Source organism: Halomonas sp. H33-56, assembly GCF_040147035.1.
Lineage (GTDB): Bacteria > Pseudomonadota > Gammaproteobacteria > Pseudomonadales > Halomonadaceae > Halomonas > Halomonas litopenaei.
The window spans coordinates 14,377-28,701 of the sequence record NZ_JAMSHP010000001.1 but is presented as its reverse complement, the minus strand read 5'-3'; the positions used below and the strand labels follow the sequence as shown (position 1 = coordinate 28,701).

Sequence of the window (14,325 nt, the reverse complement as noted above, 5' to 3'; positions counted from 1 at the left end):
TCCCTTCATACGGCCGCTTGCCGTATTGTCTTGATGTTGTGGTCAAAGCGACTGACTCAGACTATAGGGTGATCACCCACGTATGGCAATCATCACGCTTCCACGATGAAGCCCGTCAGCCAGGCGTCATCATGCCCAGCAAGTAAGTCAGCGCTTGCGCGCGCAGGATACGCCGCTTTGCCTCGACTTCCAAGACGTCATCCCGCCATGGCTATGCCATAAACAGTTGGTAGGCGGGATTGTCACTTTCCTTCCAATAGCGATAGCCAATGGCGTCAAAATGTTCCTCGACGTGGGAGCGATCCCCGTTGGGAATCTGCATGCCGACCAGCACCCGACCATAGGCAGCACCGTGGTTGCGGTAGTGGAACAGCGAGATGTTCCAGTCCTGGGGCAGATGGGTCAGGAAGTTCATCAGCGCGCCTGGGCGCTCGGGAAATTCGAAGCGATAGACTTCCTCGGTGAACTCGGTACGGGGCCTGCCGCCGCCCAGATGACGGATATGCAGCTTGGCCAGTTCGTTGTCGGTCAGATCCTCGACCGGGTAGCCCGCCTCGATCAGTTTGCCGATCAGCGCCTGGCGATCCTCGCCGCCCGGCTTGACCTGTATGCCGACGAAAATGTGGGCCTGGTCGGCATCGGCGTAGCGATAGTTGAATTCGGTGACCATGCGCTTGCCGATGGTGCGGCAGAACTTCTTGAAACTGCCAGGTCGCTCGGGAATGGTCACCGCCAGGATCGCCTCGCGCTGTTCGCCGAGTTCGGTACGCTCAGCGATATGCTGGAGCCGATCGAAGTTGGTGTTGGCGCCAGAATTGATGCATATCAGGGTCTGGCCCTCGGCCCCGGTCTCCTGGATGTACTTCTTGAGACCGGCCAGCGACAGCGCGCCGGAGGTCTCGGACACCGCCCGGGTATCCTCGAAGATATCCTTCACCGCCGCACACATCTCGTCGGTGTTGACGGTGATCACCTGGTCCACCAGGTCCCGCATCAGGGAAAAGGGAATCTCGCCGATCTGCGCCACCGCCACGCCCTCGGCGAACACCCCGACCTGTTCAAGGATGACCCTTTCACCGGCCTCCAGCGCGGCCTTCAGGCAGGCGCTGTCCTCGGCTTCCACCCCGATCACCTTGATCTCCGGGCGCAGGTACTTGATGTAGGCCGCCATGCCGGCGATCAGGCCACCACCGCCCACCGGAATAAACACCGCATCGATGGGGCCGCTGTGCTGACGCAGGATCTCCATGGCCACGGTGCCCTGTCCGGCGACCACATCGATATCGTCAAACGGCGGGATATAGGTGTAGCCGTGGGCCTCGACCAGCTCCTGAGCGTGCTCTGCGGCGGCGGCGAAGGCGTCGCCCTTGAGGATGACCTTGGCGCCCCAGCCGCGTACCGCAGCCACCTTGATCTCCGGGGTGATGCGCGGCATCACGATCACCGCCTTGACGCCCATCTGCTTGGCCGCCAGCGCCAGGCCCTGGGCATGGTTCCCGGCGGAGGCGGCGATCACGCCCTTGGCTTTCTGCTCATCGGTCAGGTGAGCCATGCGATTGTAGGCACCGCGCACCTTGAAGGAGTGCACCGGCTGAAGGTCTTCACGCTTGATCAGAATCTGATTGTTGAACCGTCGCGACAGCATGGGCGCAGGTGAGATCGGCGTTTCTCGGGCGGCTTCGTAGACCCGGGCCTGGAGAATCTTCTTGACGGTAGCTTCGAGCATTCTGGTATCCAGCGTGAGGGAGGCGGGCAAAACCCCTATTGTTAGCATCGCCTCACGCCCAACGTCCAGCGCCAGCCACCCCAGGCAGACATTGCTTGCCTCAGTGCCGAGCTGCCGCGACCGCGATGAGGGCGGAAGCGGGCGGAGCCCAGGCACCACGGTGACACGCCACACAGCGTTTCTTCCGTCTTTCGCGATGCCCTATAATGGCCGCAGCTTTCCTCTTCTCACGCTCCCCATCGCAGGTATTCCATGACCCAGGACGAACTCAAGGACGCCGTCGCTGCCGCCGCCATCGACGAGGTCCGCCCGATGCTCGGCCGTGACATCGTGATCGGTGTCGGTACCGGCTCCACCGCCAACTGCTTCATCGACCGCCTGGCAGAGCTGCGCGGGGACTTCCGCGGAGCGGTGGCCAGCAGCGAGGCCAGCGCCCAACGATTGAAGGGGCACGGCATCGACGTCTACGAGCTCAATGAAGTCGGCACTATGCCGGTCTATGTCGACGGCGCAGACGAAGTGAACGCCCACCTACAGATGATCAAGGGTGGCGGCGCCGCGCTGACCCGCGAGAAGATCGTGGCGGCCTGCTGCAAGACCTTCATCTGCATCGCCGACGCCTCCAAGCGGGTCGAGCGCCTGGGCGACTTCCCGCTGCCCATCGAGGTGATTCCCATGGCCCGTTCCTACGTCGCCCGGGAACTGGTCAAGCTTGGCGCCGATCCGGTCTACCGCGAGGGCGTGGTCACCGACAACGGCAATCAGATCATCGACTGCTACGGCCTCGACATCGATGACCCCGTCGCCCTGGAGACCCGCATCAACGCGATCGTCGGAGTGGTGACCAACGGCCTGTTCGCCGCTCGTCCGGCGGATATCCTGCTGATCGGCGGCGCCGACGGCATCAGCCGGCATCTACCCGCCTGAGCCCGGTCACCTGCCTTGGCTGTGGCCAAGCAGCCGGTCCAGGCCAGCGAGGGTGGCCTCCAGCGCACCCCGGTGGGTGTCGATGACACCTTGCCCGGCCTCGCTCAGCCGCTTGCGCTGTTCTGCATCCTCGAGCAGCGCGGCGACACGCTCGACCAGCTCGTCGGCGTCGGCGATCTCGACCAGCGCGCCGGCGTCTCTCAGCAGCTGGGCCACGTCCTCGAAATTGTCGAGATGCGGGCCGGTCACCACCGGCACACCCATCAGCGCGGGTTCGAGCAGATTGTGGCCGCCGATGGGCACCAGACTGCCGCCGACGAAGGCCAGGTCCGCGGTACCGTAAAGCGCCTGCAGCTCACCCATGCTGTCGCCAAGATAGATCTCTGCCCTGGCGCTGGGGACGCGTCCCCGGGAGCGCCTGACGGTCTCGAAGCCGGCCTCCTGGCACAGCCTGGCGACCTCTTCGAAGCGCTGCGGATGGCGCGGCACCAGCACCAGCAGGATATCGGGAAAGCGCGCCTGAAGGCGGCGCTGGACCCCGAGCAGCAGCTCATCCTCACCGGAATGGGTGGACCCGGCGACCCAGATCGGGCGATGCCCGATGGCTGCGTGCAAGCGCTCACTCACCTTCAGGGATGCATCATCAAGGGCCATGTCGAACTTCATCGATCCTACGACCTGGATGTGGTCGGACGCCATGCCCAGTTCGACGAAACGCTCGGCATCCTCACCGGACTTGGCCGCCAGCCAGTCGACACAGGCCAGCGACTCGGCCATCAGCGGGCGCAGGCGCCGATAGCCACGAAAGGCACGGGGCGACAGGCGGCCATTGACCACCGCCACCGGGATACCCCGCCTGGCGCAGGCCCTCAGCAGGTTCGGCCACAGCTCGGTCTCGAAGAAGATCGCCTGACGAGGGGCCAGACGCTGGACAAAGCGGCGCGCGGCGCCGGGAAAGTCGAGCGCCACGAAGACATGGCTCAGGGGAGCGGCCGCCTCGGCCTCGGGAACGTCGTCCACCAGCGAGAGCACTCGTTCGGCACCGGTGGCGGTCATGGTGCTGACCACCAGTCGGTGATCAGGGTGGCGTAGGCGCAGGGCGCGTATCAGCGGTCGTGCCGCCACCACCTCGCCCACCGAGGCGCAGTGCAGCCACAGCCGCGGGCGCTCGTCGGCGAAGGGCCGCAGACAGCCCATCCGCTCGCCACGAGCGCGATCCGGCAGCTGTTCGCGCCAGACCCGTCGCCAGATCAGCGGCGACAGCAGCCCGATGGCGCCTGAGTAGGCGAGCCGTGGCCAGCTCACCCTCAGCTCTCGCGATCGAGGATGGTCGAGATCATGGCGGTGGTCGAGACACCATCCTCGAAGCCGAGCACCTTGACCTCGCCCCCGGCGTCACGCACCGCTTCGCCGCCGGCGATATCCTCGGGCCGGTAGTCCCCGCCCTTGACCAGCACGTCCGGCAGCACCGATTCGATCAAGCGAGCCGGCGTATCCTCGGCGAAGGGCACCACCCAGTCCACCGCGCCGAGCCCGGCCAGCACCTGCATGCGGCGATTGAGCGGATTGATCGGCCGCTTGGGGCCCTTGAGCCGACGGATCGAGGCGTCGTCGTTGACCGCCACGATCAGCCGGTCACCGAGCTGGCGGGCGTGCTCCAGGTAGGCCACGTGGCCGGCATGAAGAATGTCGAAGCAGCCGTTGGTCATCACCACTCGCTCGCCACGGGCCTGGGCGGCGCGCACCGCCAGCACCAGCGGTGATTCCTCGATAACGCCGAATTCGGCCAGCTTGTCGCCGTGCAGCGCGGTGTAGAGCTCGGCGATGGACAGCGTCGCGGTGCCGGGCTTGGCCACCACCAGACCCGCCGCCAGATTGGATAGGGTCATGGCCTCGGCGAAGCCGTGGCCGGCGGCCAGCGCCAGGCCGAGCACCGCGATCACGGTGTCGCCGGCACCGGTGACGTCGTAGACCTCACGGGCCCGGGTCGGCAGGTGCAAGGGGTCATGGCCTTCGCGAATCAGCGTCATGCCCTTCTCGCTACGGGTGATCAACAGCGCCTCGAGCTCGAGCTCCTCGCGCAGCGCCTCGCCCTTGGTGGCCAGGATATCGTCGCTGGGGCAGGGCCCGACCACCGCCTCGAACTCGGCCAGGTTGGGGGTGATCACGCTGGCACCACGATAGCGCCGGAAATCGCTGCCCTTGGGGTCCACCAGCACCCGCTTGCCGGCCCGGCGCATTTCCGGGATCACCATCTCGACGTTGGCCAGGGTGCCCTTGCCGTAGTCGGACAGGATGATCAGGTCGAAGTTGTCGGTGGCCTCGATCAGCCTGGGCGCCAGCTCCGAGGTGTCGATCTTGTCGAGTCCATCCTCGAAGTCCAGCCGGATCAACTGCTGGTTACGGCTCATCACCCTGAGCTTGGTAATCGTGGGCATGCCGGGAGTACGGTGAAAGTGAGTACTTACTCCCACCTCCTCCAGGCGCGCGGTCAGACGGTCGGCATTGTCATCATCACCGACCAGTCCGGCCAACGCCGCGTGGGCGCCCAGGGAGGCGATGTTCAACGCCACGTTGGCGGCACCGCCCGGACGATCCTCGCACTCTTCCACGCGCACCACCGGCACCGGGGCCTCCGGCGATATCCGGGAGGTGCCGCCGTGCCAGTAGCGGTCCAGCATGACGTCGCCCACCACCAGCACGCGGGAGCGCTCAAGCGCGGTCAGATCAAGCTTCATCGGGTGACTCCTTATCGAGGTCGGAGCGGTGTTGCGAGGCGGTGTCGGCGAGCAGGGTATCGAGTCGCTCGATCACGTCGTCGGCGCGAATCAGCGACATCGCATCGGGATGGCGTACCCGCTGACCCCAGGTGATGGTGTCGGGATCCGCCTGGAGGAACTCCCGTACGGCGTCAGGGTAGCGATTGACCACGTAGTCGCGCCACAGGTAGGGCGCGGCGCGATCGGGGTTGGTGGTGGCAAACAGGCCCACCACCGGGGTAGCCAGGGCGTTGGCCATGTGTACCGGGCCGGAATCCGGGGCGATCACCACCCGGGCGCGATCGATCAGCGCCAGCAGCCCCTTGAGCGAGGTGGCGCCGATGGCGTCGATCACCGCCTCGGGGTGACACAGCGACTGAATGCGCGAGCCCATCTCACGCTCCTGGGTACTACCGCCCCCGGTCATCACCGTCTTCAGACCAAACTGGGTCCAGGCGTGCTCCACCACGGCGGCGTAGCCTTCCGCCGACCAGTTGCGAAAGTTGCGCAGGCGCGGATTGGCACAAGGACTGATCAACAGGTAGGCGCTGTCGCCGGTGAGCTCCCAGGCCTCGGCGTAGGCGCTGTCCGGCACCGGCAGTCGCCACTCCAGCGAGGTATCCTCGACTCCCAGCAGGCGCGCGAAGTCCATGAACGACTCCAGCACGTGGGCCCGCTCACGCGGGGCCAGCTGACGATGCGTGAACCAGTACTGACGGTCCTTGGCCCGCGCCGGGTCGAAGCCCACCCGCACCTTGGCCTTGAGTCCCAGCGACAGCACGCTGGCTCTAAGTGCCTGCTGCATGTGCAGCAGCACGTCGAAGCGGGTATCGGCCAGCTCGCGCCATAGCGCCCGCATGCCCTTGAGGCCGGTCGACTTGTCGTAGACGACGAACTCGACCCCTGACAGGCCGGTCAGTAGACTGTATTCGCCCTTGCCGACGATCCAGGTGATCCGCGCCTCGGGCCATTGGCGCTGCAGGGCTCGAACCGTGGGCACCAGATTGCACACGTCTCCCAGGGCAGAGAGACGCAGCACGCCGATGTGGGCAGGACGAGCGGGCAGAGGATGCTTCATGCGGTTGGCAACGTATCAGTCAGGAAAGGTGGGCATTTTATACGATGCCACCAGTTTATGTGACGCTGTACCGCGGCCACAAATCGGACCCGCTCTGCTGGCGCCAGAATACTGGCGCGAGGCAGGCCTGGTGACCGGACAGGCGCCGGGTCGCGGCCAGAGTCTGTTTCTCGAGGTGGGCGATCGTCAGTGGGTGCTGCGGCCCTACCGCCGCGGCGGTCTCGTCGCCCGGCTATCGACCTCCCGTTACCTGTGGACCGGGCTCGAACGCAGTCGCGCCTTTCGCGAAGTGCGTCTGACGGCACGGCTTTACCAGGCCGGCCTGCCGGTGCCGCGGCCGGTGCTGGGAGGCGTCGTTCGTCATGGCCCAAGCTACGAGGCCGCGCTGATTACCGAACGCCTGCCGGCCACCCGAGCGTTGGCAGAGCATCTCGGTGCCGGTGACCTGGCCCCGGGCCTGCTCCATGAAGTGGGCCAGGTCATCCGACGCTTCCACGATCATGGCCTCGACCATGTCGACCTCAACGCCCGCAACCTGCTGGTCGACGACAGCGACCGGGTCTGGCTGATCGACCTGGACCGCTGTCGCCTGCGCGCCCCTGGCAAATGGCGCGAGGGCAATCTGGCGCGACTGGGACGTTCGCTGGCCCGCTTCTGCGTCGACGAGACGTCGGCCCAGCAGGCACTCGAAGAGATCCGCCGCGGCTATAGCGACGCCTAGCCTGTGACCGATAGCGGCCTGTAATCGATTCTCGGCTCCAGAACACTTATACAGCAACGTCTACAGCGATAGCGGCCGCTTACTCACCTCTCTGAGCAAGCGGTGTCACTCGTCAGACGGCAGGCCGGCCAGCGAGCACGTCGTCATAGACCTGAGTCAGCCCCTCAACATGCTGCGACAGCAGGAAGTGCTGCTTGACCCGACGTCGCGCCTCTTCGCCCAGACGTCGCCTGAGCTCGCCATCTTGCGCCAACTCCAGCATGGCGGCGGCCCACTCGGTGGCGGATTCGGGGTCTGCCAGGCGGCCACTGTGAGCGTCGATCAACTCGGGGATGGCGCCACTACGCGAACCGATCACCGCCTTGCCGGCGGCCATGGCCTCGATCACGGTCAGGCCGAAGGCCTCGTTGCGCGACGGCACACAGACCACGTCGAGCACCTCGAACAACCGCGCCAGGTCACGCCGAAAGCCGGTAAAGGTGATGCGCTGCGACAGTCCCTGCTCGGCGACCAGCGCCTCGAGCTCGGCCACGTACTCCTCACGACTGCCCTCCTCGGCGCTGAGTCCACCGATGATGACCCCATGGACATCGAGCGCCGGATGCTCGGCGATCAGTCTCGCCAGGGCCTCGACGAACACCCGCTGCCCCTTGCCAGGCGTCAGTCGCCCCGCCACCCCGATGGTGGTGGCCGACGCCGGCAGCCCGAGGCTTGTGCGCAGGGCGCGCCGCTCGCCGGCGTCCAGACGCGGCGCCAGCGGCGCCGGGTCGATCCCCAGATACAGACGCTGGATACGCTCGGCCGGCAGGGCGAAGGCCTTGACGTTACGTCGCCGGGTCGCCTCGCTGATGGACAACAGCCGCGACACCCGTCCGTAGGCCCAGCGGTGATACAGGTCCTGCTTCGGCCGGGTGACCCCCATATGGTCGGTGAACACCACCTTTAGCCGCGGCCGCAAGGTCGCCAGCAGGGCTGCCAGGCGCAGGTCGCTGGACTTGTGGCAGTGCAACAGGCGGATGTCGTGACGGGCCAGGTACTCAAGCCACCGGCGCACACCGAAAAGCGCCGAGCCTCTGGAGCGGGCAGTCAGCGTCGGCACCCCGGCATCATCGAGGCTCCTGGCCACCCGCGAGTCGCCCAGTGCCAGGGCATGCACCTGCCACCCCTGAGCGGCAAGCTCCGGTATAATCCTCGAAGGATACATTTCCAGTCCGCCCCAGCCGTCCGACAGGCAGATGTGCATGACCTTGTGACTCAAGGTGGTCTCCTTTCCGATAGCGGGGCTCGGGAGCCCAAATGACAGCAACGACGGCCTCGGCCGACGCTCGTGCCCCTCGACTGCTGGTGGTACGCAACGACAAGCTTGGCGATTTCATGCTCGCCTGGCCAGCACTCGCCGCCCTCAAGAAGGCCAAGCCCGCCCCTCATGTCAGCGTGCTGGTACCCGCCTATACGGCGCCGATGGCAAGGCTCTGTCCGTGGATCGACGACGTCGTCATCGACCCGGGTGAACAGGCGCCGAAGGATGCCCAGCGTGCCCTGCTGGCGACACTGCGCCAGGGCGGTTTCACGGCGATGCTGACGCTCTACTCCACCACCCGCATCGGCTGGCTCGGCCTTCGCTCGGGGATCCCCCTGCGCATGGCGCCAGCCACCAAGTGGGCCCAGCTATTCTACAACCGTCGCGTCACCCAGCGCAGATCCCGTTCGGCCAAGCCTGAATACATCTACAACCTGGAACTGGCCGAGGCCATGATTCAGGCGCTGGGACTCTCGTCAGGACAGCCGTCGCAACAGCACCCCGCGCCCCCCTACTGGCCCCTGGCCCCGCAACAACGTGACGCTCAGCGTAGCGCGCTGGGCCAGGCGCTGGGACTCGACGACACGCGCCCTTGGGTGTTCCTGCACCCGGGCAGCGGCGGCTCGGCGGTCAACCTGACTCCCGAGGCTTACGCCGGGCTTGCACAGGGTATCGATCGGCGCCTGGCCGAGTCGGGTGAGCGTCCGCCCCACTGGATACTTACCGCCGGCCCCGGCGAAGAAGCCGTGGCCGATGCCCTGGTCAAGACGCTGGACGAGGCTGGGCTCAGTGCTTACCGACAGCCGGCCTGCGCAGGGCTCGCCGACTTCGCTCGCAGTCTGGCGGCGGCCGACGCCTTTATCGCGGGTTCCACCGGCCCGCTGCACGTGGCAGGCTGTCTCAACCTGATCACCGTCGGCTTCTACCCGTCCCATCGCTCGGCCACCCCGCTGCGCTGGCAGACCTGCAACGACGCCGATCGGCGACTGGCGTTTCATCCGCCGACGGATGCCGCTCACCAGGACATGTCGGCCATCGACCTGGAGGCCGCCGCCGCCGCCACTGCAGCGCGCCTGAGGAAGGTCAACCACCATCGGTCGACGGCATAGCAACAGCGTATAGGCGCATCCCACTCGCCACAGCGTATCGGTTGTTGGCACCAGCACCCCATCAAGCCCTTCGTATAGGCAGGCCCCATGACCCCGATTACCGGCATCATCATTACCCTCAACGAGCAGGACAACGTCGAGGAGGCCATCGCTTCGCTGGCTCCGGTGTGCGACGAGGTGATCGTGGTCGATTCCGGCAGCAGCGATGACACCGTTGCCCTGGCCGAGGCCGCCGGCGCTAGAGTGATCCATCAGCCCTATCTGGGCGATGGTCCGCAGAAGGCCTTCGCCGTCCCTCAGGCGTCACATGACTGGATCCTGGCGCTGGATGCCGACGAGCGCCTGGACGACGACGCCGTGGCGGCGATTCGCGAGCTGTCGCTGGACGACCCGCGCAAGGCCTACCGCTTCAAGCGTCGCAACTTCGCCGGCCGCCACTGGATTCGCGCGGCGGGGTTCTACCCGGACCCGGTGACCCGGCTGTACAACCGCACCACCTCGGGCTATCTGCCCAAGAAGGCGCACTCCTCGGTCCAGGCACCGGAGGTGGTCGACGTGGACGCCCATCTGCGTCACTTCACCTACCGTGACCTGTCCCACTGGATGCAGCGCATCGATCAACTGTCGACCCGCGACGCCTGGGCGATGAAGGAACGTGGTGTCACCCCCTCGTCGACTCGTCCCACGCTACACGCGATGACCGCCATGCTGCGCAAGCTGGTGCTCAAGGGCGGGCTGCTGCAGGGCCAGGATGGCATGACCGTCGCCATCACGACGGCATTCCATGCGTACATGAAGTATGCAAAGCTGAACGAACTGTACGAGAACGAGCGAGCCGATCGCTGATTCGTATCGGTTTCACGGAACGACACCTGGCGCCTCGATCATGCCCCTGCACCGCCCCGCCACTTCGACCTGGCTTCGCTGGGCCGTCCATCTGATTCTCGGCCTGTCCGTGGGCCATGCCCTGGTCATGGTCACCCGGCTGCCCGGCTGGTGCCTGCCGCTGCCGGCACTGGTGTGGTGTGCCCTGGCCGGATGGAAACGCTGGGGCGCGCCACCTCCACCACGACTGCGGGTGCAGGTGATCCCCTGGGCGCTGGCGCCACTGGCCTTCTGGGGCATCTACGTCTACCTGGCCAACAGCTTCGGCCAGGTGGACATGGGCGCGGTCTATTTCCACCTGCAGGCGGGCATTGCCAAGCACGGCGGCAGCGAGCGCAGCGTGGCGGCGATACTGTACACCGCAGCCATGTTGCTGATTCTGGCGGCCTACACCTGGCTGGTGCGAGCCGACTACCGCTGGCAACGCTGGGACCACTGGCTGGCCTTCGTGCTGCTGGTCGCCAATCCGATGTTCTACTCCATGGGCCAGCGCGGCGCGGCGGTGGTCACCGATCCCGGCACCTGGCTGGAGCGTCGCTACGTCGAGCCGGTGATCCTCAAGGCGCCGCCGCAGCCCCCCAACCTGCTGTTGATCTACCTGGAGAGCCTCGAGCGTACCTACGCCGACGAGGCCCGCTTCGGCGACGCCTACGCCGACCTGGCCGCCTTGGAAGCGGATGCGGTGGTGTTCGACAACGTTCGCCAGCTCGACAACACCGGCTGGACCATGGCCGGCATGATCGCCAGCCAGTGCGGCACGCCGCTGATGCCCGCCGGCCTGCTCCACGACAGCCAGTTCGAGCCACTGCACCACGTGGTACCCGGAGTCGCCTGCCTGGGAGATCTGCTCGCGGGGCTTGGCTACCGCCAGACCTTCATGGGCGGCGCCAGCACTGAATTCGCCGGCAAGGGGCTGTTCTACGAAGACCACGCCTACGACCGCGTGCTGGGGCGCGAGCAGCTTGCAGGCCGCCTCGACGACCCGGACTACCTCAATAGCTGGGGCCTCTACGACGACAGTCTGTACGCCATGGCGGAAGAGGAAGCAAAGCGCCTGGATCGTCAGGACGGTCCCTGGAACCTGACCGTGCTCAATCTGACCGCCCACGCCCCGGCGGGCTATCCGGCCAGGGCCTGCCAGGCCAATCAGGGCGAGCACGATGGTGTGGATATCCTGTACGCGGTGAAATGCTCGGCCTGGCTGACCCGCCGGCTGATCCAGCGCCTTGGCGACCAGGGGCTGCTGGAGGACACCCTGGTGGTGATTGCCAGTGACCATCTGACCATGCGTGTCTCGGCCTGGGATCAGCTGATTCAGACGCCTCGCACCAACACCCTGATGATGATGGGCAATGCGCTGACGCCCCAACGCATCTCGACCACCGCCACCACCATGGACACCCTGCCGACGCTGCTGGAGGCGATGGGCTTCACCATCGACTGGCACCGCGCCGGACTGGGCGTCTCGCTGTTCTCGAACGATCCGACCCTGGCCGAACGCTACGGCCTGGAAGCACTCAACGGGTACATGCGTGAAGAAACCGCGCTGCAGCAGCGCTTGTGGCAAGGCCTGGCCCCGGCGTATCGCAACGACGGACAGCCCGACAGCCCGCCCGAGGCGCCCCAGCAGCCTTGACCTTGGCGTCTACCTGCCTGGGCGCCCATATGAAGAGTAGCTGGCGACAGGGCGCCTGGATGACGACCAGGACGGCTGGACAAGGCTTCACAGACGACACCTTGCCCCGGATCACTCGTTGCTGGCGTCGATCCGGTTCGGGGCCTCGTCTGTCAGGATCGCCTCCAGCACGCTGTCCACAGTGATCTGCTTGAGGCAGTTGGTATGCCCGAGCGGGCAATGTCGCTCGAAGCAGGGCGAGCAGGACAAAGCCAGATAGTGAATCCGGGCGTTGTCGGTCAGCGGCGGCGTATAGGCCGGCGACGAGGAGCCATAGATCGCCTGGATACGCGTCCCTACCGCGGCGGCCACATGCATCAACCCGGAGTCATTGGTCACCACCTGACGACAGTCGCCAAGCAGGTCGACGGCATCCTCCAGGCGGGTCTCGCCACACAGGTTATGGGCATGCTCGAGACCGGTCACGATCTCCTCGCCCGCCGCGTGATCCTTGGGCCCACCCAGCACCCTTACCTCGAACCCTTGAGCAATCAGCTCCCCGGCCAGGCGATGGAAGTAGGCCAGCGGCCACTGCTTGGCGGGGCCATATTCCGCCCCTGGCATCAGGCCAATGGCAGGACGCACGCCGAGTCGATGTTCATCATGCAACCGCGTCAGGTTGGCCACGTCCTGACGCAGCTGTGGCTGGGGGATCTCGAAGTCGCCGGCAGCGGCAGCGTCCGCCGGCAGCCCCAGCGAGACGAAGCGTTTGACGGTCTGGTCGAGCACGTCGCGCTGCAGCTCACGGCGCTCGCTCAACAGGCCAAAACGGTGCTCCCCGGTGAACCCGGTTCGCCTGGGTATCCGCGCCAGAAAAGGCACCAGTGCCGACTTCCAGGAACGCGGCAGCACGATGGCATGATCGAAGCGTCCCTTGAGCGACCTGGCCAGCCGTCGTCGGGCGGAAAAGCCGAAGACGCCGTGTCCGACGGCCAGCTCGACGACTTCGTCGACCTCATCCATGCGCTCGAGGATCGGCCTCGACCAGGCAGGTGCCACCACCGCCAGGGCGGCGGCGCCCTGCTGCTTCAGCGCCTTGAACAACCCCTGGGCCATGACCATGTCACCGACCCAGCTGGGACCGACCACCAACAGCCGCTGGCCCGCCAGCCGCGGCTGCGCCATGACCGGCACAGCTTCAGCCATTCAACCACTCCAGGTAGCGGGTCACGCCCTCGGCCACGGTGTGGAATTCCTTGTCGTAGCCGGCCTCGCGCAGCCGCGAGATATCGGCACGGGTGTAGCTCTGGTAGCGCCCCTTGAGCTCTTCCGGGAAGTCGATGTAGTCGATGCGGCCCTTGCCGTAGAAGTCGATGACCGTCTCGCCGATGGTCTTGAACGGCTCGGCGCGGCCGGTACCGAGGTTGTAGATTCCCGACACCTCGGGGTTGTCCAGAAACCACAGATTGACGTCGACCACGTCGCCGACATAGACAAAGTCACGGCTCTGCATGCCCGCGTCGTAGCCGTCCCAGGCGCCGAACAGGCGCAGGTTCTCGCCGGCGCTGATCTGGGTGTGGTGATGGAAGGCCACGCTGGACATCTTGCCCTTGTGCTGCTCGCGGGGGCCGTAGACGTTGAAGTAGCGAAAGCCCACCACCTGGGTCTTGAGTTCGGCCTGGCGCGAGCGCACGTACTGGTCGAACAGCAGCTTTGAGTAGCCGTAGACGTTGAGCGGCTTCTCGTGCTCGGGGGACTCCACGAACACCTCGCTGCCGCCGTAGGTGGCCGCCGACGAGGCGTAGAGGAAGGGAATGCCCTCCTGCTCGCAGAAGTGCAAAAGCTCCTTGGAGTAGGTGAAGTTGTTCTCCAGCATGAAGCGTCCATCCCACTCGGTGGTGTCCGAGCAGGCACCTTCGTGGAAGATCGCCTCGATGGGCGGAAGCTGGTTCAGCTCGCCGCGCATGTGGGCCTTCACCCGGGACAGGAACTCGTCCTTGTCCATGTAGTCCCCGAGGGTCAGGTCCGCCAGGTTGACGAACTTGGTGCCGTCCCGCAGGTCATCCACCACCAGGATGTCGGTGCGCCCCCGGTCATTGAGGGCCTTGACCAGATTTGAACCGATGAAGCCGGCTCCGCCTGTCACTACGATCATGGGAAAACCTCTGTTGGCGCTGTGCCTATAACCGAATTGCCTGTGATTGT

12 protein-coding genes are annotated in these 14,325 nt (G+C 65.9%); 5 read left to right on the top strand and 7 right to left on the bottom strand.

The window, feature by feature from the left end; translation table 11 throughout:
• Window positions 1-211: 211 nt before the first annotated feature.
• Window positions 212-1,774, bottom strand: a complete 1,563-nt coding sequence (ilvA, locus tag NFH98_RS00105) for a threonine ammonia-lyase, biosynthetic (RefSeq protein WP_260425355.1) — start codon at window positions 1,772-1,774, stop codon at window positions 212-214.
• Window positions 1,775-1,978: 204 nt separating this feature from the next.
• Here ilvA and rpiA point away from each other — a divergent pair, with 204 nt between their 5' ends.
• Entirely contained in the window at window positions 1,979-2,653 is a 675-nt protein-coding gene (gene rpiA / locus NFH98_RS00100) for a ribose-5-phosphate isomerase RpiA (RefSeq protein WP_045990979.1), read from the top strand.
• A 6-nt stretch (window positions 2,654-2,659) separates the two neighbouring features.
• On the opposite strand, the gene waaA is transcribed toward rpiA, so the two are convergent.
• From waaA to NFH98_RS00085, 3 genes are read right to left on the bottom strand one after another with little or no spacing between them, the layout of a single operon-like run.
• On the bottom strand, window positions 2,660-3,958 hold the full coding sequence (gene waaA / locus NFH98_RS00095; RefSeq protein WP_349622088.1) for a lipid IV(A) 3-deoxy-D-manno-octulosonic acid transferase: 1,299 nt from the start codon (window positions 3,956-3,958) through the stop codon (window positions 2,660-2,662).
• Between the two features lie 2 nt (window positions 3,959-3,960).
• Window positions 3,961-5,391, bottom strand: coding sequence for a bifunctional D-glycero-beta-D-manno-heptose-7-phosphate kinase/D-glycero-beta-D-manno-heptose 1-phosphate adenylyltransferase HldE (hldE, locus tag NFH98_RS00090; protein ID WP_045990977.1), 1,431 nt, complete (start codon window positions 5,389-5,391; stop codon window positions 3,961-3,963).
• Window positions 5,381-6,490 carry a glycosyltransferase family 9 protein gene (locus NFH98_RS00085; RefSeq protein ID WP_349622087.1) on the bottom strand — a complete coding sequence of 370 codons (1,110 nt, stop codon included), beginning with the start codon at window positions 6,488-6,490 and terminating at the stop codon, window positions 5,381-5,383. Before NFH98_RS00085 ends, hldE begins: the two co-directional genes overlap by 11 nt.
• Here NFH98_RS00085 and NFH98_RS00080 point away from each other — a divergent pair.
• Window positions 6,489-7,211: a 3-deoxy-D-manno-octulosonic acid kinase gene (locus tag NFH98_RS00080; protein ID WP_349622086.1), complete on the top strand. Its 723-nt coding sequence runs from the start codon at window positions 6,489-6,491 to the stop codon at window positions 7,209-7,211. The genes NFH98_RS00085 and NFH98_RS00080 overlap by 2 nt on opposite strands.
• A 112-nt stretch (window positions 7,212-7,323) precedes the next feature.
• Here the strand turns inward: NFH98_RS00080 and NFH98_RS00075 are convergent, their stop codons facing one another.
• Complete coding sequence (locus tag NFH98_RS00075) at window positions 7,324-8,469, bottom strand: glycosyltransferase family 4 protein (RefSeq protein WP_349622085.1); 1,146 nt, start codon at window positions 8,467-8,469, stop codon at window positions 7,324-7,326.
• Between the two features lie 38 nt (window positions 8,470-8,507).
• On the opposite strand from NFH98_RS00075, the gene NFH98_RS00070 reads away from it, so the two are divergent.
• The 3 genes from NFH98_RS00070 to NFH98_RS00060 all read left to right on the top strand — a co-directional run bounded on the left by NFH98_RS00070 (window position 8,508) and on the right by NFH98_RS00060 (window position 12,141).
• Window positions 8,508-9,620, top strand: coding sequence for a glycosyltransferase family 9 protein (locus tag NFH98_RS00070; RefSeq protein WP_213229453.1), 1,113 nt, complete (start codon window positions 8,508-8,510; stop codon window positions 9,618-9,620).
• An 87-nt stretch (window positions 9,621-9,707) separates the two neighbouring features.
• Window positions 9,708-10,466, top strand: a complete 759-nt coding sequence (locus tag NFH98_RS00065; protein WP_045990973.1) for a glycosyltransferase family 2 protein — start codon at window positions 9,708-9,710, stop codon at window positions 10,464-10,466.
• Between the two features lie 40 nt (window positions 10,467-10,506).
• A complete protein-coding gene (locus tag NFH98_RS00060) occupies window positions 10,507-12,141 on the top strand; it encodes a sulfatase-like hydrolase/transferase (RefSeq protein ID WP_108131939.1) in 1,635 nt (544 codons plus the stop codon).
• Window positions 12,142-12,252: 111 nt separating this feature from the next.
• Here NFH98_RS00060 and waaF read toward each other — a convergent pair whose 3' ends face one another.
• Together waaF and rfaD are read right to left on the bottom strand one after the other, a co-directional pair.
• Entirely contained in the window at window positions 12,253-13,326 is a 1,074-nt protein-coding gene (waaF, locus tag NFH98_RS00055; protein WP_502878735.1) for a lipopolysaccharide heptosyltransferase II, read from the bottom strand.
• A complete protein-coding gene (rfaD, locus tag NFH98_RS00050; protein WP_108131940.1) occupies window positions 13,319-14,275 on the bottom strand; it encodes an ADP-glyceromanno-heptose 6-epimerase in 957 nt (318 codons plus the stop codon). The genes waaF and rfaD overlap by 8 nt, the downstream gene beginning before the upstream one ends.
• Window positions 14,276-14,325 lie beyond the last annotated feature (50 nt).